Below are 18021 nucleotides of genomic sequence, written 5' to 3'. Positions count from 1 at the left end.
GCCGGGGCCGGCGCCGCGGCCACCACTGGCGTGCGGCGCGGGGCCGACGCCGCCACGGCACGGCGCATGCCGTCGTCATGCGACAGCTTGAAGATGCTGACCGCCTGCGCCAGCAGTTCGGCCTGCTCCTGCATGCTTTCCGCCGCCGCGGCGGCCTGTTCCACCAGCGCGGCATTCTGCTGGGTCATTTCATCCATCTGCGAGATGGCCTGGTTGACTTCCTCGATGCCGTTGCTCTGCTCCTGGGTGGCGGCGGTGATCTCGCCCATGATGTCGGCCACCTGGCGGATCGAGGTCACGATCAGGTCCATGGTCTGGCCGGCTTCGTCGACCAGCTTGCTGCCGGCGTCGACCTTCTCCACCGAATCGCTGATCAGTTCCTTGATTTCCTTGGCGGCGCCGGCCGAGCGCTGGGCCAGGTTGCGCACCTCGGAGGCCACCACCGCGAAGCCACGGCCCTGCTCGCCGGCGCGGGCCGCCTCCACCGCCGCGTTCAGCGCCAGGATGTTGGTCTGGAAGGCGATGCCGTCGATGACCGAAATAATGTCGGCGATCTTGCGCGACGACTCGGTGATCGACCCCATGGTTTCCACCACCTGCGACACCACCGTGCCGCCCTTCTCCGCCACCGACGAGGCGCTCACCGCCAGCTGATTGGCCTGGCGCGCATTGTCGGCGTTCTGCTTCACGGTCGAGGTCAGCTCTTCCATCGACGACGCGGTTTCCTCCAGCGAGCTGGCTTGCGATTCGGTACGGGCCGACAGGTCGGCGTTGCCGGAGGCGATTTCCTGCGAGGCGGTCGAAATCAGCTCGGTACCGCTGCGCACATCGCCCACCGTCTTGGCCAGGCTTTCGTTCATGTCCTTCAGCGCTTGCAGCAGTTCGCTGGTTTCATCCTGGCCTTCCACCACCACCTGCGAGGTCAGCTCGCCGGCCGCCACTTTCTGCGCCACCTCCACCGCCCCCGACAGCGGACCGGTGATGGAGCGGGTGATGACGGCGGCGCACACCACGCCCAGCGCCACCGCCGCGCCGCCCAGCACGAACAGCACCACCATCAGACTGCGGTCGGACGCCACCGACCCTTCCATGATCTCCTTGGCGTTGGCCTGCTGCATCTCGACCAGCTTGTTGATCAGCGTCAGGGTCTGGGTGTTCAGCGGGTCGATGCGGCTGGCGATCACCTTGGCGCCGCCTTCGCTGTTGAACGCCAGGATCTGGCCGATGGCTTCCTTGAAGGCGGCCGCGGTGTCGTTGTCCAGCGCCGCCAGGTCGGCCAGCACCTTCTTCTCGGCGTCGTTCAAGCCTTGCGCCTTGAGCTCGGCCAGCGCCTTGTCGTACAGCGCGCGCTGGTCCTTCACCTTCTGCTCTTCCTTCTGCATCAGGCTGACGTCCGACTGCAGGCCGATGTTACGCATGGCGATGCCGGTCTGTAGCATCGCGCTCTTCATGGCGCCGGCCTCCAGGTTCTTGGCCGTCGCGGTTTCCAATCCCCGGGTCAGCTTGCTCTTGTTGCTGTAGTTCAGGTAATTGGTCATCAAAACGATGGCGACCAGGATCAGCAAAATAATGCCGAAACCGATGCGCAGCCGTGCGCCGATTTTGAAGTCGCGTAAGTTCATATGAATCTCCCCTCTGTCAATGCGGTGTCGTGATGTGGCGGCGCGTCCTTCTTTTTGGGACACGTCCGTGATGCTGCGAGACCGGCGCGGGGTCACGGCGCCGGCGGGTGATTATGCTGCCAGTTGTTCCATCAGGCCCATTTCCGGGCTCGACATCAATTTGTCGATGTTCACCAGGATCAACATGCGCTCGTCGATGGTGCCCAGGCCGATCATGTAATCGCTGCTGAAGGCGGTGCCCATTTCCGGCGCCGGCTTGACCTGCTCCGGCGTCAGGGTGGTGACGTCGGACACCGAGTCCACCACCATGCCGACGATGCGGCCGCTGATGTTCAGAATGATGACCACGGTGAACTGATCATACACCGGCGAGCCCAGGTTGAACTTGATGCGCATGTCGACCACCGGAATGATGATGCCGCGCAGATTGATCACGCCCTTGATGAACTCGGGCGCGTTGGCGATGCGGGTCACCGCCTCGTAGCCACGGATTTCCTGCACCTTCAGGATATCGATGCCGTACTCCTCCGAACCGAGCTTGAAGGCCAGGTATTCGTGACCGGCGATGTCGTTGGCTTGCGCCGTGGTTTGTACCTCTGCCATGTTGGCCCCCTATGAAGAAAAAATCGATTCGTCCGCCAGCTGGCGCGACGAGCGTATCAACGCGGCGACATCCAGAATCAGCGACACGCCGCCGTCGCCCAGGATGGTGGCGCCGGAAATGCCGGCCACCTTGCGGTAGTTGGATTCCAGGTTCTTGACCACCACCTGCTGCTGGCCGACCAGGTCGTCCACGAACAGGCCGGCCTTGCGGCCGTCGGTCTCGACGATGATCACAATGCCCTTGCACGGATCGGTGAAGCGCGGCGCGATGTCGAACATCTGGTACAGCGGCACCAGCGGCAGGTATTCGCCGCGCACCTTGATGACGCGGCCCTTGCCGCTGATTTCCTTGACGTCTTCCGGCACCGGTTGCAGCGACTCGATCACAAAGCCGAGCGGCAGGATATAGATTTCATCGCCGACCCGGATCGACATGCCGTCCAGGATCGCCAGCGTCAGCGGCAGCGAGATCGAGATGGTGGTGCCGAAGCCCTTGGCCGAGCGGATGTCCACCACCCCGCCCATGGCCTCGATATTGCGCTTGACCACGTCCATGCCGACGCCGCGGCCGGAGACGTCGGTCACCACGTCGGCGGTGGAGAAGCCGGGCGCGAAGATCAGCTGCCAGACTTCGGCGTCGCTCATGGTGTCGCTGACCGCCAGGCCGTTCTGCTGGGCCTTGGCCAGGATCTTCTCGCGATTCAGGCCGCCGCCATCGTCTGAGACCTCGATGATGATGTTGCCGCCCTGGTGCGAGGCCGACAGGAACAGCCGGCCGGCGTCGCTCTTGCCGGCGGCGCGGCGCACCTCCGGCATTTCGATGCCGTGGTCGATCGAGTTGCGCACCAGGTGGGTCAGCGGATCGACGATGCGCTCGATCAGCCCCTTGTCCAGCTCGGTGGCCGCGCCATTCGTGATGAAATCGACTTTCTTGCCCAGCTTGTGCGCCAGGTCGCGCACCATGCGCGGGAAGCGCGAGAACACAAAGTCCATCGGCATCATGCGGATCGACATCACCGCTTCCTGCAAGTCGCGGGTGTTGCGGGTCAGCTGGCTGACGCTGTTCAGGAGGCGCTGGTGCACCATCGGGTCCAGCGTGTCGACGCGCTGCTCGATCATGGCTTGCGTGATCACCAGCTCGCCCACCAGGTTGATCAGTTGGTCGACCTTCTCGATCGAGACGCGGATCGAGGACGATTCGGCGCCGGCGGCCGGCGCCTTCTCCTTTTCCTTTTCCTTCTCTTCCTTCTTGACGACTTTCTTTTCTTCTTCGGGCGGGGTTTCAATCACGATGCCGGCGGCGGCGCGGATCTGCTCCACCGGCTGGAAGAAGCCGTAGCCCTGCGCATCCTCGGCGGCGGCGCTGGCGTTGGCGCGGATCTCGTCGAGCGGCTGGAAGAAGCCATAGCCCTCGCCGCCGGCCGGCTTGAGGTCGGTCTGGTCGAAGAAACCGTAGCCCAGTTCGTTCTCGACCCGGTCGCGCGCGGCTTTCTCCAGCGCGGCCTGGCCATCGCTCAGGGCCGGCAGTTCGGTGATCTTCATCTCGTCCGGATTCAGCACGAACGAGCAGATGGCGACGATGTCGTCCAAGCTTTCATGCGTGGTGACGACCATGGCGTTGCGGTCCTTGTCCAGCGGCGTGATGGCGACGTGGCCCATCAGGCCCAGCTCGTCGCCCAGGGCCTGCACCTCGCGGTGCTGCATGGCCGGCAGTTCCAGGCGGTAGCGGCGGCCGCCGCTGTGATCGACCACCCGGGTATCGCCCGAGGTGAAGGCCGGCGCCACCGGCGCCAGCGCCACCACCGGCACGTCCTGCGCCAGCGATTGCAGCATCATGCGCACATTGGCCACGGCGTCCTGGTCGACCTCGCTGCCGAGGCGATGGCCGTCCAACTGCATCTTGAGAATGTCCTTGGCGCCCAGGAAGGCGTCCACGTGCTCCGAGGTCAGCGCCATCTCGCCTTTGCGGATGCGGTCCAGCAGGGTTTCCAGCACGTGGGTCACTTCGGTCATGTCGGTGACGCCGAACGTGGAGGCGCCGCCCTTGACCGAATGGGCGGTACGGAAGATCGCGTTCAGATCCTCCGCATCGGGCGACTCGACGTTGACGGCCAGCAGCAGCCGTTCCATTTCAGCCAGCAGTTCCTCGGCCTCGTCAAAGAAGACCTGGTAAAACTGGCTTATATCGATGGTCATGGTGATACTCCGTTACGTTCGCTCAGCATCATGCGCCCTCGTATCAGCCAATGACCTTTTTCACTACCTCGATAAGCCGCTGGGGATCGAAGGGCTTGACCAGCCAGCCATTGGCGCCGGCGGCGCGGCCCTTGGCTTTCATCTCGTCGGACGATTCGGTGGTCAGCATCAGGATGGGGGTCTTGGCGTAGCTGGGCAGCTCGCGCAGGAGTTTGATCAGTTCCAGGCCGTCCATGCGCGGCATGTTCTGGTCGGTCAGGACCATGTCGACGTTTTGCAACTTGGCTTTTTCCAGGCCGTCCTGACCGTCCACCGCTTCCACCACCTGGTAGCCCGCAGCCTTGAGGCTGAAGGCGACCATCTGGCGCAGGGAACTGGAATCATCAACCGCAAGTATAGTCTTAGCCATCTTTATTCTCACTCAGTAAATCAATTGTTATATAGTTTTAGAACAGCTCGATGTCGCCGCTCTCCAGGTGTTGCTGACTGACTGCCTTGCGCAACACGCTGCGCAACTCCAAACTCTGTATGGCCAGCGCCATGCTGACCTTGCCCAGCAGCTCGACGATCTGTTCGTTGTCGCTCTCGGGCAGCATTTCCGCGCCATGGGCGCCCAGCGTGCCGAGGAACTCGCGCAAGCCGGTCACGCGCTTGAGGGTGCGGTCCAGCAACTGGCTGGTCATGTCCTGGAATTGCAGGCTGGTGACGGCCGCATTCACATACTGGCCCACCTGCCCCTGCAACGCCTCCAGCCGGGCGCGCTGCTCGGGGGTGGGCTGGCCGCCGTCCAGCAGCAGCTGGATGGTGGCCTGCTCCGCCTCCACCGTCTGGTGGATCGCCATGAAGTTGGCGGACAGCTTTTCAATCGCCTCCTCCAGCAGCAGGCCGGTCTGGATCAGGTCGGTCTCGACTTCGGTCAGGTGCCGGCGACCGTGGTCGGACACGCCGGACAGCAGGCGCTTGACATGGGACCCCAGAATTTTCTTATTTCTCGTCATAACAGTCTCGTTTTACTTCGCTTGCTTATTTGCGTACCGGCGGACCGGATGGCGCGGCCTGGGCCGGGGGCGGCGCGCCGGCCGCCGCGGCGGCGGCGGCCGCGTCCTCGGCGCTGACCTCGATCTGGCGGCCGTCGCGCAGCACGCTTTCCTCGGCCCGCTTGTTCATCACCACAATGCTGATGCGGCGGTTGATCGGGTTGAACGGATCGGCCTTGTCCAGATTGACGGCCGAGGCCAGCCCCACCACCCGCAGCACCTTGGCGTCGTTCATGCCGCCGGCGATCAGCTCGCGGCGCGAGGCGTTGGCGCGGTCGGCCGACAATTCCCAGTTACTGTAGCCGGTTTCGCTCATGTACGGCGTGGAATCGGTGTGGCCGGACAGGCCGATGCGGTTCGGCACATCGTTCAGCACGAAACCGATCTCGTGCAGGATGTCCTTGGTATAAGGCTGCAAGTCAGCCTTGGCCAGCGCGAACATCGGCCGGTTTTTCTCGTCGACGATCTGGATGCGCAGGCCGTCGTTGGTGATGTCCAGCAGCAGCTGCTCCTTGTACTTCTTGAGCAGCGGATTGGCGTCGATCTTGTTCTCGATCTTTTCCTTGAGCGCCTTCAGACGCTGGTTCTCTTCCGCCTCCAGCGCGGCCTTGGCGGCGGTCAGGTTGAAGGTTTTCTTGACGGCGGGATCGTCGCTGGCCTTGACCTGGCCTTCGCTGCGGGTCAGGTCCTTGCCGCCGCCCTTGAGGATGGACGAGCTGTCGCCGCTACCCGAGCCGCCTTCCATCGCCACTTTGAGCGGCGTCTTGAAGTATTCCGAGATCCCGTTGAGGTCACCCTTGGTGGTGGAGCCGAGCAGCCACATCAGCAGGAAGAAGGCCATCATCGCCGTCACGAAGTCGGCATACGCGATCTTCCAGGCGCCGCCGTGGTGACCGCCGCCGCCCTTCTTGATGCGCTTAACGATGATAGGCCGCAAGCCCTCTTCAGCCATGATTCTTCCTTAACATAGTCACAGTGCACAGCATGGCTTACTTCGACTTCGATTTCTTGATGTGATCTTCCAGTTCGCTGAAGGTCGGACGCTCGGTCGAGTACAGCACCTTGCGGCCGAACTCCACCGCCAGCGCCGGGGCGTAGCCGTTCAGGCTGGCCAGCAGGGTGACTTTCACGCACTGGTACATCTTGGTCGACTCCTCCAGCTTCTGCTCCAGCAAACTGGACAGCGGGCCGACGAAACCATAGGCTAACAGAATACCGAGGAAAGTACCGACCAGCGCGTGCGCGATCAGGATGCCCAGTTCGGCCGGCGGCAAGCCCACCGATTCCATGGTGTGCACCACGCCCATCACCGCCGCCACGATACCGAACGCCGGCATGCCGTCGCCCAGCTTGGCGATGGCGTGGGCCGGGGCGGCGCCCTCGTGGTGGTGGGTTTCAATCTCGATGTCCATCAGGTTCTCGATCTGGAAGGCATCCATATTGCCCGACACCATGAGGCGCAGGTAATCGGTCATGAATTCCACGATGTGATGGTCTTCCAGCACGCTGGGATACTTGCTGAACAGCGGGCTTTGCTCCGGGCTGTCGATATCGCCTTCGATCGACATCAGGCCTTCCTTGCGCACCTTGGACAGCACGTCGAACAGCAGGGACATCATCTCCATGTAGAGATCCTTGGTGTAGCGCGAACCCTTGAACAGGGTCGGAATCGCGCCCAGCGTGGCTTTCAGGGTCTTGGCATTGTTACCGACCAGGAAGGCGCCAGCCGCACCGCCGCCGATCATGACCAGCTCCAGCGGCTGCAACAGCGCGGCCAGATGCCCGCCGTTCATGGCAAACCCGCCGAACACGCCGACGCAGACCACTACATATCCGATGATGACTAACAAGTGTGCTGACTCCCCAGTGCGAAAACCGGCCGAATTGTGTCTGAGCGGGGCCGGTTTTTCAAGAATTTACATATAGAACTACAATAGCCTGACTCGGGGTAAGCGGGCAAGAGAATAACGTCAAATGATGCTTAAAAGTACCATATGTAGAGTGGAACGCCGCGCTCCGTGACATGCAGGATGCGATCCGGTGATCTTTCCTCGGCGATAAATTCGTAGCTCACCAGCATGGCTCCGCGACACATTTCAGCCGCCGCCTTGCGCCACAATGCCGGCATGGCGGCCGGCGACAGGTAGGCGAACACCAGCTCGAACTGGCTGAAATCGAGGTTTTCGTAATCGCCGCGTACGAAGCGGGCGCGGCTGCCGGCAAGCCTGGCGCGCAGCCAGCTATAAAAGAACGGCAGCGGCGCCAGTTCGATGCCGCTGACCCGGGCATCCGGCCGCACCCGCGACAGATACAGCACAAAACCGCCCAGCCCGCTGCCGATGTCGATCACGCGCGGCGCCCCGTCCGCCGGCAGCAGCTGGCGCACCGCGTCCCACACGGCCGGGCCGGACGGGTAATACGGCACTTGCGTGCGGAAAGTCGACCAGTACCAGCCCAGCAGCAGTAAGAAGCCCAGTCCGAACAACCAGGACGGCAAATGCAGCGCCAGCGCGGTCAGCACCGCCAGCGGAAACAACAGCTGAATGGCGCGCCACCAGCGCGCCAGCGCCAGCTTCCAGGTGATCAGCGCGGCCAGCAAGCCCTGCGCCACGGCGGCGCTCAGATAATCGACGGGGAAACGAAAACTGGCCAGCACATATAAGACGGCCAGGGTGAGCGGCAAGGCGCCGGCTTGAATCAGCATCGCCCGGATGGCGGGCGCGCGCAGGAGACGTTGGAAATAAGCTAAGTTCACGCCGGCATTATGCCGCCAATACTTCCACTTCGCGCGATTTTTTGGTCTTGCCGGCACGCGAAGGCATGTGGCACAGGCCGCAGACGTAGCTGCCGTTCAGGTCCATGGCGTTGACCACGAACTTGCCCTGGCACTTGGTGCAGGGCGCGGTTTCCAGCATCTTGCTGGTGAAGAAGCGCACCAGCGTCCAGGCACGGGTCAGCGACAGCAACGGCTCTGCGCCCGGCTCCGGCGGCATTTGTTCAAGGTACAGCTTGTAGGCCTTCATCACCGCCTCGATGCCGGTGGCGCCGGCGTGGGTCACCAGGAAGCTGTGGATATTGATGAACAGCGAGGAATGGATATTCGGCTGCCAGGTCAGGAACCAGTCGGTCGAGAAAGGCAGCATGCCCTTCGGCGGCGACACGCCTTTCAGCTCCTTGTACAGCTTGAGCAGGCGCTCGCGCGACAGCGACACCTCCGACTCCAGCAATTGCAGGCGGGCGCCCAGCTGGATCAATTCGATGGCCAGCTGGATTTCCTGGGCTTCCGATACGACGCTTTTCTTGGCGGCCATGATCTGTGCTCCGAACGCTGACGATTAAACGATTTCTTCGACCGGCTGGCCGGCCATCAGGATGGCGGCGTGCGACTGGGCCAGCACGCGGTCCTTGTTGTAGTTGGTCAGCATGGAGAGGATGGCGCTGTCGTCGAAGCGGAAGCGGGCCAGCATCATGTTGCCGCCTGCCAGTTTCAGGATTTGTGCGTTGCTCATGCCTTCGATCAGGTCGGCGATTTCGGCGGCGATGCCGAGGCGGAAGATCGCGGTGACTTTGTCGGCGCGGATCATTTGCTGAGCCAGCATCAGGTAGCTCAGGTTAGCGTCGCGAATTTCAGCCATCATGTCGTTTGCGGTCATTTTCCCTACTCCTCACAGTTTTTCTCTCTGTCGGAACACATTTGCGTTTCCGTTGAGATACATTCTGCTTGAGCAACATCCGCACGAGAAGAGGAGACTCTCCGTATTTTCAGTCGGGAAATGACGAACGCGACCTGTCGGTGTTTGTCTGACAAACACTCGCAGATCACTCATCTACGCCCTTGCGGCGCAGGTTTCTTGCTGGATACAAGCTTCAAGAAAAGCCCTGTGTTGAATCGAAAAATAAAGCGGTAAAGCGACTCTTTTTTGCGACATCTAACCCGGTAACGGCAGCCCTTTTGAGAACTTTAGGGTTTTTCGAAAAAAAATTTAAAAATTTTTCGACACGTTCGATGCGCGGTTTTTTGCCCATCTAAGAACGGTAACGGCAGGGCATGAGGGAACTTTAGGGCTTTTTTTAAAAAAACCGAAAAATTTTTAGAAAAGTTCTCAAGTCCGGTAATCATGCGGGTTAACCGGCAAAAATGCCGCTGAAAAAACGGTCCAACCGCGTATTTTTCAGGTTACACTCACTGCTTTAGACCTCAAACATCGCCCCAAATGACCACTCGCAACCACTGCCTGGAGCGCGACGCACAAGATCCGCTCGCCCCGCTCCGCGCGCAATTCGACCTGCCGGCCGGCGTTATTTATCTGGATGGCAACTCTCTGGGCGCCCGGCCGAAAGCCGCCCTGGCGCGCGCCCAGCAAGTCATCGCGCAGGAATGGGGTCATGACCTGATCCGCAGCTGGAACACGGCCGGCTGGTTCGAGCTGCCCAGGCGCCTCGGCAACCTGCTGGCGCCGCTGATCGGCGGCGTGGACGGCGAAGTGGTGGTCACCGACACCACCTCGGTCAACCTGTTCAAGGCGCTGGCCGCCGCCCTGCACATGCAAGCCGCCGCCGAACGCCGCGTGATCGTCACCGAGCGCGCCAACTTCCCGACCGACATCTATATGGCACAGGGCCTGACTGGCTGGCTGGACCGCGGCTACAGCCTGCGCCTGATCGACAGCCCGGACCAACTGCCGGCCGCCATCGGCGCCGACGTGGCGCTGGTGATGCTGACCCATGTGAACTACCGCACCGGTTATCAATACGATATGAAGGCCACCAGCGCCCTCGCCCATGCCGCTGGCGCGCTGATCGTCTGGGACCTGGCGCACTCGGCCGGCGCGGTGCCGGTCGACCTGAGCGCCGACGGCGCCGACCTGGCGGTCGGCTGCACTTATAAATACCTGAACGGCGGCCCCGGCGCGCCGGCCTTCATCTGGGTGCCGAAAAGGCATCAGGCACAATTTCGGCAACCGCTGTCCGGCTGGTGGGGCCATGCCGCGCCGTTTGCCATGGCGCCCGACTTCCAGCCGGCCGACGGCATCGCCCGCGCCTTGTGCGGCACCCAGCCCATCGTCTCGCTGGCCATGGTGGAATGCGGGCTGGACGTGCACCGCCAGACCAGCATGGCCGCCATCCGCGCCAAATCGCTGGCGCTGACCGATTTGTTTATCGACCTGGTGGAAGCGCGCTGCGCCGACCATCCGCTGGGGCTGGTGACGCCGCGCGACCATGCCCGGCGCGGCAGCCAGGTCAGCTTCACCCATCCGCACGGCTACGCGGTGATGCAAGCCCTGATCGGGCGCGGCGTGATCGGCGACTACCGCGAGCCGGCCATCATGCGTTTCGGCTTCACGCCGCTGTACACCAGCTATGCTGATGTCTGGGATGCGGTGGAAATCCTGCGCGACATCCTGGACCGCAAAGACTACAACGTCGACGCCAAGCGTGACGCAGTGACCTGAAAACGAGATAAACAGTATGAGCGAACATAAATGCCCGATGCACGGCGGCGCCAAGGATGCCGAATGGCACGGCGCCCAGATGGACTTCAGCAACGACATGAGCTACGGCGACTACCTGGGCCTGAACCAGATCCTGCACGCCCAGCACCCGCTGTCGCCCAACCACAATGAAATGCTGTTCATCATCCAGCACCAGACCAGCGAACTGTGGATGAAGCTGATGCTGCACGAAATGCGCGCCGTGCGCACGCATTTGCGAGCGGACGACCTGCCGCCGGCCTTCAAGATGCTGGCGCGCGTGGCCCGCATCATGGACCAGCTGGTGCACGCCTGGGACGTGCTGGCCACCATGACGCCGCCCGAGTACACCGCCATCCGCCCGTACCTGGGCGCCTCGTCCGGCTTCCAGTCCTACCAGTACCGCGAGATCGAATTCATCCTCGGCAACAAGAACGCGGCCCTGCTGAATGTGCACGCCGCCACGCCGGAATTCCCGCTGCTGCAAGAAGCGCTGAACACGCCATCGATCTACGACGAAGCCATCAAACTGCTGGCCCGCAACGGCCTGCCGATTTCCGCGGCGCGCCTGAACGCCGATCCAACCCAGCCGACCGCGGCCGACGACTCGGTGCAGCAAGCCTGGCTGGAAGTCTACCGCGATCCGACCCGCTACTGGGCGCTGTACGAACTGGCCGAAAAACTGGTGGACATGGAAACCGCCTTCCGCTTCTGGCGCTTCCGCCACGTCACCACGGTCGAGCGCATCATCGGCTTCAAGACCGGCACCGGCGGCACGGCCGGCGTCAGCTACCTGCGCAAAATGCTGGACGTGGCGCTGTTCCCCGAATTATTTGCGCTGCGAACGGCGCTCTGATCCGGGAACTCGTGCGCGCCCTCCCTCTCTAAGCTAAACACACAACACGGAGGGATTATGAAATTACACGTACGAACCTGGGCAACAGCAGCATTGCTGTGCGCCGGCATGGCGGCCGCCAGCGCGGCAAGCGCCGCCACCTACACCACCATCCTCACCGGCCCGCAAGAGTCGCCGCCCAACACCTCGGAGGGCATCGGCGCGGCAGCGGTGCAGTTTGATACCAGCACCCACGTGCTGCAAATCAGCTTCGCCTTCGCCGGCCTGGAGGGCGACAGCACGGTGGCGCACATCCACTGCTGCACGGCCGCGCCCGGCAGCGGCAGCGCCATCCCGGCCACCGAGCTGCCCAGCCTGGACGGCTTCCCCACTGGCGTCAAGACCGGTGCCTACAGCCACTTCTTCGACACCTCGCTGGCCAGCAACTGGAACCCCGCCTTCCTCAGCGCCTACGGCGGCGTCACCGGCGCGGAGAATGCCCTGTGGGCCGGCCTGAACGCCGGCAGCGCCTACCTCAACATCCACAGCACAGAGTATCCGAATGGAGAAATCCGCGGCTTCCTGATGCCAGTAACGGCCGTGCCGGAACCGGCCGGCATCGCCATGCTGGGCCTGGGTCTGCCGGCGCTGCTGCTGGTGGCACGCCGCCGCAAGTCTACCTGACCGTGGCGCTCACCAGCGGCAACGCGATATAGCTGTCGTGGTAGATGCGCTGGGTGGCCTTCTTGTAATCCGCAGGCTGGGCGTAGAAGATATTCTGTACAAAAGTCTGCGGATTGCGGTCGTACAGCGGGAACCAGCTGGACTGGATCTGCACCATGATGCGGTGACCAGGCAAAAACACGTGGTTGGCGGTGGGCAGCGCAAAGCGGTACGGCAGCGGCGTATTGGCGGCGATCGGCTTGGCCGTGACTGGGCTTTCGCGATAGCGGCCACGGAAAATATCGGCCGAGATCATCAGCTGATAGCCGCCCAGCTCCGGCTGCGCCGCCACCTGGTCCGGATAAACGTCGATCAGCTTGACCACCCAGTCGGCGTCGCTGCCGCTGGTGGAAGCCAGCAGGTGCGCAACCGGCTCGCCGCTGATTTTCACCGGCGCCGTCAGCACGCCGGTGGTGTAAGTCAGCACATCGGTGCGGCCCGAGGCTTCGCGCTGATCATCGACCAGCCAGCGTGGCCAGGTCTGTCCCTTGGCTTCGTCGTAGCCGAACGGCGGGATCGGACGCTGGCGGAACGGCACCGGCTTGGCGGGATCGGAAATGTATTCGTCGTAGGCGTTTTTCTGTGCCGGCGCAGCCAACGGCGTCGGCGCGCTATTGGTCAGATTGAGCCGGGCATTGGCGGCCAGGCGCAGCGTGGCCGGCGCAATCACACAGCCTGTCGTGCAAGCTGCCGGCCAGCTATCGAGCGCGCGCCATTTGTTGGTGCCGGTTTCAAACGCGTTGACCGGCGCGATGGGCGTGGCGGAGGCATCGTCCTTCAAGTACCGGTCAAGGAAAGGCATCAGAATCTGCTCGCGGAAATACAGACCGGTGTCGCTGTTGAACTTGATCGGCCCCAGCTTGCTGGCGTCGCCGTCCTGGCCGCCGTGGTTCCATGGGCCGATGGCAAGAAACACCTTATTGTCCTTGTCGTTGGGCTTGATGGCCTTGTAGACCGCGATGGCGCCGTAGATATCCTCGGCATCCCACAGCCCGTGCACCAGCAGGGTCGGCACCGTGACCGGCTGCTTCGCCAGGATTTTATCGACCGCCTGGCTTTGCCAGAACGCGTCATAAGCCGGATGCGCCACCACCTTGCGCCAGAAACCGCTCTGCTCCACGCCACGCTGGCGTGCCAGCTCGCCGGCCGAACCGGCGCGTATAAACACATCGTAATCGTCGTAATGGCTGGTGAACCAGTGCGCATCGTTACGGCGCGTGACCACCTGCTCAAGAATATAAGCCATATTAATCTGCCGGAACGCGCCGTGATGGAACCAGTCGTCGCCGCGCCAGCCATCCACCATCGGATTCATCGGCACCGCCACCTTCAAGGCCGGATGCGGATTGACCAGCGCCATCAGTGGCGTGAAGCCATCATAGGAACCGCCGATGATGCCAACCTTGCCGTTCGACTCCGGCACATTCTTGCTCAACCATTCGATGGTGTCCCAGGCGTCGGTGGAATGATCGACCTCGCTTGAATTGAAGAGACTGCCGGCCATCGGGCGATTCATCACATAGCCGCCCTCGGAGCCATACTTGCCGCGCACATCCTGCACCACGCGGATATAGCCGCCCTTGGCGATCACGTCCGGCAGGTTATCGTAGCCCTGCAACATGACATCCATCTGCGAACTCTCGGCGTGGCTGGTCATATCGGCCGCGTTGTAGGGCGTGCGCGTGAGCAGCATGGGCGCATTGCGGGCCTTGCGCGGAATAACGATCACAGTATTGAGCTTGACGCCATCGCGCATCGGGATCATGACCGAGCGCTTGATGTAATCAAAGCTTTCGACCGGCGCCTTGAATTCGTCCGGTGTCTCGCCGGGCAGCGGAGTTTGTGCGTATGCGGAAATGAGAGCGCCGGCCAGAACGGCCAGCGCGAGTGCGGATTTCTTCATGAATAACTCCGGGGTCAGGTCCTCCAATTCTACACGGCCTCGGCGTTAATAAGACTAGCGCCCAGCTCGTGTAGAAATGGAGGACCTGACCCCGGAGTGGGCGGCTTATTTCGCCAGCAGCAGTTCGTTCAGGCGTTTCACAAACGAGGCTGGGTCGCTGAGCGAGCCGCCTTCGGCCAGCAAGGCCTGATCGAACAGCAGGTTGGACCAGTCGTTGAACGAGCTGGCCACTTCTTCGTTCTTCAGACGCTGCACCAGCGGGTGGTCCGGATTGATTTCCAGGATAGGCTTGGATTCCGGCGCCGCCTGGCCAGCCGCTTTCAACATGCGCAGCAGGTTGCCCGACAGCTCGTGCTCATCCGCCACCAGGCAGGCCGGCGAATCGGTCAGGCGGAAGGTGACGCGCACGTCCTTGGCTTTGTCGGCCAGCACTTCCTTCATCTTGCCGACCAGGTCCTTGTACGAGGTTTCGGTTTCTTCGTGTTCCTTCTTCTCGGCTTCGTCTTCCAGCGCGCCCAGGTCCAGACCACCTTTGGCCACCGACACCAGCTCCTTGCCTTCGAACTCGGTCAGGAAGGACAACATCCACTCGTCCACGCGATCGGTCAGCAGCAGCACTTCAACACCCTTCTTGCGGAAGATTTCCAGGTGCGGGCTGTTTTTCGCGGCGACGTAGTTATCGGCCGTGACGTAGTAGATCTTGTCCTGGCCTTCCTTGGCGCGGGCGATGTACTGCTCCAGCGACGTGATTTGCTGATCGTTGTCGTTGGCGGTCGAGGCAAAGCGCAGCAGCTTGGCCAGACGGTCCTTGTTGGTCGCGTCTTCGCCGATGCCTTCTTTCAGCACCTGGCCGAATTCGGTCCAGAAGGTCGCGTACTTGTCTTTCTTCTCTTGCTCATCGGCGTTGGCCAGTTCTTCCAGCATGCCGATCACGCGCTTGGTCGAGCCATCGCGGATCACTTTCACATCGCGCGACTCTTGCAGGATTTCGCGCGAGACGTTCAGCGGCAGGTCGGCCGAGTCGATCACGCCTTTGACGAAGCGCAGGTAGGTCGGCATCAGTTGCTCGGCGTCGTCCATGATGAACACGCGCTTGACGTACAACTTGATGCCGCCACGCTTGTTGCGGTCCCACAGATCGAACGGCGCCTTGGCCGGGATGTACAGCAGTTGGGTGTATTCGCTGCGGCCTTCGACCCGGTTGTGGGTGTGGGTCAGCGGCGCCTGGAAGTCATGCGAGACGTGTTTGTAGAATTCGTCGTACTGTTCCGGCGTGATGTCGGACTTGTTACGGGCCCACAGCGCGCTGGCCTGGTTGACGGTTTCCAGTTCGTCTTTGAGGACGGTTTCCTTCTTCTCTTCGTCCCATTCTTCTTTCTGCATCACGATAGGCAGCGAGATGTGGTCCGAGTATTTGCGGATGATGGATTTGATCTTCCACGACGACAGCAGCTCGTCCTCGCCTTCGCGCAGGTGCAGGATGATGTCGGTGCCGCGGTGAGTCTTCTCAATCTGTTCGACCGAGTAGTCGCCTTCACCGCTCGACTCCCAGCGCACCCCTTCCGAGCCGGCCGCGCCGGCGCGGCGCGATTCCACGGTGATCTTGTCGGCCACGATGAAGCCCGAGTAGAAGCCCACGCCGAACTGGCCGATCAGGGCCGCGTCCTGCTGCTGGTCGCCCGACAGCTTGCCGAAGAATTCCTTGGTGCCCGACTTGGCGATGGTGCCAAGGTGCGAAATCGCCTCGTCACGGCTCATGCCGATGCCGTTGTCGGAGATGGTGATGGTGCGCGCCGCCTTGTCGAAGCTGACCTTGATTTTCAGTTCATGGTCGTTGCCGTACAAGGCGTCGTTGTTGATAGCTTCAAAACGCAGCTTGTCCGATGCGTCGGAGGCGTTGGAGATCAGTTCGCGCAGGAAGATCTCTTTGTTCGAGTACAGGGAGTGAATCATCAGCTGGAGCAGCTGTTTCACTTCGGCCTGGAATCCAAGGGTTTGTTTTTCAGTATCAGCCATTTTTAAATAGTCTTCTGGTTAAGATTTGGTTGAGATTTAAACAAGGTGGGGATTATACGAGCTATTTCAAGAGTTCCTTTTCGAGGAAACGCCAGATGGCCGGTTCCTGCATCGCCGCCACGTTGAGGCGCATGCGCGTGGACGGCAACTGCTTGGGCGAGAACAGGCTGCCCGGCGCCAGCAGCAGGTTGTGCGCCATGGCGCGCTCGGTCAGCGCATTGGTGTCGCAACCCGCGTCGACCCAGACGAACATGCCGGCCGGCGGCGAGGCGTCGACCTTGAGCCCCACCCGCTCCATCTGGCGCAGGGTTTTGGCGCGGATGGCGTCCAGGCGGCCGCGCATGCGGTCGGCGTGCTTGCGGTAGGAGCCTTCGGACAATACTTTGTACACCACGCGTTCGCCGATGTCGCTGGTGGTGAGGGTGGACAGCATCTTGCGGTCGCCCAGGCGCTCGGCGCGTTCCACCGAAGTGGCGATGTAGCCGACGCGCAGGTTGGCGGCCATGGTCTTGGAGAAGCCGCCGAGGTAGATCACGCGCTGGAGCTGGTCCAGCGCCGCCAGCCGCGTGGCCGGCTGCACGGCGCTGCCGGGATGCAGGTCGCAATAGATGTCGTCTTCCACGATCAGGAAGTCGTGTTCTTCCGAGAGCCGCAGCACCTGGAAGGCCTTGGCCGCCGACAGCGAGGTGGAACTGGGGTTGTGCAGCACCGAGTTGATGATGTACAGCTTGGGCTTGTGCAGCGCCGCCAGTTCGCCCAGGCGGGCGATATCCGGGCCGTCGGCCAGGCGCGGGATGCCGATCACTTTCGCGCCCAGCGCGGCGAAGGAGCCGAACATCAGGAACCAGGCCGGGTCGTCGACGAAGATGGTGTCGCCGGGGCGGGTGTATTCGCGCGCCACCATATCCAGCGCTTGGGTGACGCCGGCGGTGGTGACGATTTGCTCCGGGGCGGCGGCGATTTCCAGCTCGGCCAGTTTGTGCTGGAGCTGCTGGCGCAGCGGCAGGAAGCCTTGCGGCACGCCGTAGCTCAGGAGCAGGTTCGGATTCTGGCGGCTGACCGCGCGCAGCGCGTTGGCGATGGCCGCGCCGTCCAGCCATTCGGGCGGCAGTACGCCGGAGCCGGGCATTTGCTGCTGCGGCATCTGACGGAACATATTCCGCACCAGCCAGACCACATCGATCGGTTTGGCGTCGAAGCCGGATTGGGCGGCGCGCAACGGGGCCGTGGCCGCGCCGCTATCGGCGGCGTTGAGGGCCATGGCCGGGCGCTCGCGCACGAAGAAACCGGCGCCACGGCGGGATTCAAGGTAGCCGGTGGCGACCAGCTTGTCATACGCGGCGACCACAGTGAAGGCCGATACACTGTACGAAGCGGCAAAGGCGCGGATGGATGGCATGCGCGCGCCGCCACGCAGCAGTCGGTCGTCGATGCGCGCCGCCACCGAGCGGACGATCTGGTCGATCAGCGTCTCGCCCGATTCGCGCAGCAGCAAGCCAAACGTCGATCCCGCCGCGCCCCGCCCGGCCGGAGAAGGCGTCGGCGCCGGCGAATGTCCGGGCGCGCGGCCAGCGCCGGTATGCCGCCCCGGCGCAGGCGGCTGGCCGGGCACGCG

At 62.6% G+C, this 18021-nt stretch carries 16 protein-coding genes; 3 read left to right on the top strand and 13 right to left on the bottom strand.

Annotation, left to right across the window (positions count from 1 at the left end):
- From GM676_RS30015 to flhD, 10 genes are all read right to left on the bottom strand, one after another.
- Nucleotides 1-1622: methyl-accepting chemotaxis protein (locus GM676_RS30015; protein WP_229262925.1), on the bottom strand; the 1622-nt coding region annotated here is incomplete at its 3' end.
- Nucleotides 1623-1733: 111 nt separating this feature from the next.
- Nucleotides 1734-2225: a chemotaxis protein CheW gene (locus tag GM676_RS30010; RefSeq protein WP_155468199.1), complete on the bottom strand. Its 492-nt coding sequence runs from the start codon at nucleotides 2223-2225 to the stop codon at nucleotides 1734-1736.
- Between the two features lie 9 nt (nucleotides 2226-2234).
- On the bottom strand, nucleotides 2235-4421 hold the full coding sequence (gene cheA, locus GM676_RS30005) for a chemotaxis protein CheA (protein ID WP_155468197.1): 2187 nt from the start codon (nucleotides 4419-4421) through the stop codon (nucleotides 2235-2237).
- 43 nt (nucleotides 4422-4464) lie between these two features.
- On the bottom strand, nucleotides 4465-4830 hold the full coding sequence (locus tag GM676_RS30000; protein ID WP_092273000.1) for a response regulator: 366 nt from the start codon (nucleotides 4828-4830) through the stop codon (nucleotides 4465-4467).
- Nucleotides 4831-4867: 37 nt separating this feature from the next.
- Nucleotides 4868-5419: a chemotaxis protein gene (locus GM676_RS29995; RefSeq protein ID WP_155468195.1), complete on the bottom strand. Its 552-nt coding sequence runs from the start codon at nucleotides 5417-5419 to the stop codon at nucleotides 4868-4870.
- Nucleotides 5420-5444: 25 nt separating this feature from the next.
- Nucleotides 5445-6410 (bottom strand): flagellar motor protein MotB, encoded by a 966-nt coding sequence (gene motB / locus GM676_RS29990; RefSeq protein ID WP_155468193.1) that lies wholly within the window; start codon nucleotides 6408-6410, stop codon nucleotides 5445-5447.
- A gap of 37 nt (nucleotides 6411-6447) precedes the next feature.
- Entirely contained in the window at nucleotides 6448-7308 is an 861-nt protein-coding gene (motA, locus tag GM676_RS29985; protein ID WP_155468191.1) for a flagellar motor stator protein MotA, read from the bottom strand.
- A gap of 131 nt (nucleotides 7309-7439) precedes the next feature.
- A complete protein-coding gene (locus tag GM676_RS29980; RefSeq protein ID WP_155468202.1) occupies nucleotides 7440-8162 on the bottom strand; it encodes a class I SAM-dependent methyltransferase in 723 nt (240 codons plus the stop codon).
- 58 nt (nucleotides 8163-8220) lie between these two features.
- Nucleotides 8221-8769 carry a flagellar transcriptional regulator FlhC gene (gene flhC, locus GM676_RS29975; protein ID WP_155468189.1) on the bottom strand — a complete coding sequence of 183 codons (549 nt, stop codon included), beginning with the start codon at nucleotides 8767-8769 and terminating at the stop codon, nucleotides 8221-8223.
- A 24-nt stretch (nucleotides 8770-8793) separates the two neighbouring features.
- The gene (flhD, locus tag GM676_RS29970) at nucleotides 8794-9111 is read right to left on the bottom strand and encodes a flagellar transcriptional regulator FlhD (protein WP_090177486.1); all 318 of its coding nucleotides are present in this window, start codon (nucleotides 9109-9111) and stop codon (nucleotides 8794-8796) included.
- A 561-nt stretch (nucleotides 9112-9672) separates the two neighbouring features.
- Here flhD and kynU point away from each other — a divergent pair.
- Genes kynU through GM676_RS29955 form a run of 3 tightly spaced genes read left to right on the top strand, consistent with a single transcriptional unit; the run spans nucleotide 9673 to nucleotide 12448 of the window.
- Nucleotides 9673-10911, top strand: coding sequence for a kynureninase (gene kynU / locus GM676_RS29965; protein ID WP_155468187.1), 1239 nt, complete (start codon nucleotides 9673-9675; stop codon nucleotides 10909-10911).
- Nucleotides 10912-10927: 16 nt separating this feature from the next.
- On the top strand, nucleotides 10928-11785 hold the full coding sequence (kynA, locus tag GM676_RS29960) for a tryptophan 2,3-dioxygenase (RefSeq protein ID WP_155468185.1): 858 nt from the start codon (nucleotides 10928-10930) through the stop codon (nucleotides 11783-11785).
- A gap of 57 nt (nucleotides 11786-11842) precedes the next feature.
- A complete protein-coding gene (locus tag GM676_RS29955) occupies nucleotides 11843-12448 on the top strand; it encodes a CHRD domain-containing protein (protein WP_155468183.1) in 606 nt (201 codons plus the stop codon).
- On the opposite strand, the gene GM676_RS29950 is transcribed toward GM676_RS29955, so the two are convergent.
- The 3 genes from GM676_RS29950 to GM676_RS29940 all read right to left on the bottom strand — a co-directional run bounded on the left by GM676_RS29950 (nucleotide 12441) and on the right by GM676_RS29940 (nucleotide 18018).
- Nucleotides 12441-14390 carry a CocE/NonD family hydrolase gene (locus GM676_RS29950; protein ID WP_155468181.1) on the bottom strand — a complete coding sequence of 650 codons (1950 nt, stop codon included), beginning with the start codon at nucleotides 14388-14390 and terminating at the stop codon, nucleotides 12441-12443. The two genes, GM676_RS29955 and GM676_RS29950, sit on opposite strands and share 8 nt — an antisense overlap.
- Before the next feature lie 105 nt (nucleotides 14391-14495).
- Entirely contained in the window at nucleotides 14496-16406 is a 1911-nt protein-coding gene (gene htpG, locus GM676_RS29945) for a molecular chaperone HtpG (protein WP_155468179.1), read from the bottom strand.
- Nucleotides 16407-16467: 61 nt separating this feature from the next.
- A complete protein-coding gene (locus GM676_RS29940) occupies nucleotides 16468-18018 on the bottom strand; it encodes an aminotransferase-like domain-containing protein (RefSeq protein WP_371866411.1) in 1551 nt (516 codons plus the stop codon).
- Between the last annotated feature and the right edge of the window lie 3 nt (nucleotides 18019-18021).

The organism is Duganella radicis, assembly GCF_009720825.1.
Classification (GTDB): domain Bacteria; phylum Pseudomonadota; class Gammaproteobacteria; order Burkholderiales; family Burkholderiaceae_D; genus Rugamonas; species Rugamonas radicis.
Note: the sequence above shows the minus strand (reverse complement) of the source record. Positions and strands in the feature narration are given on the sequence as shown.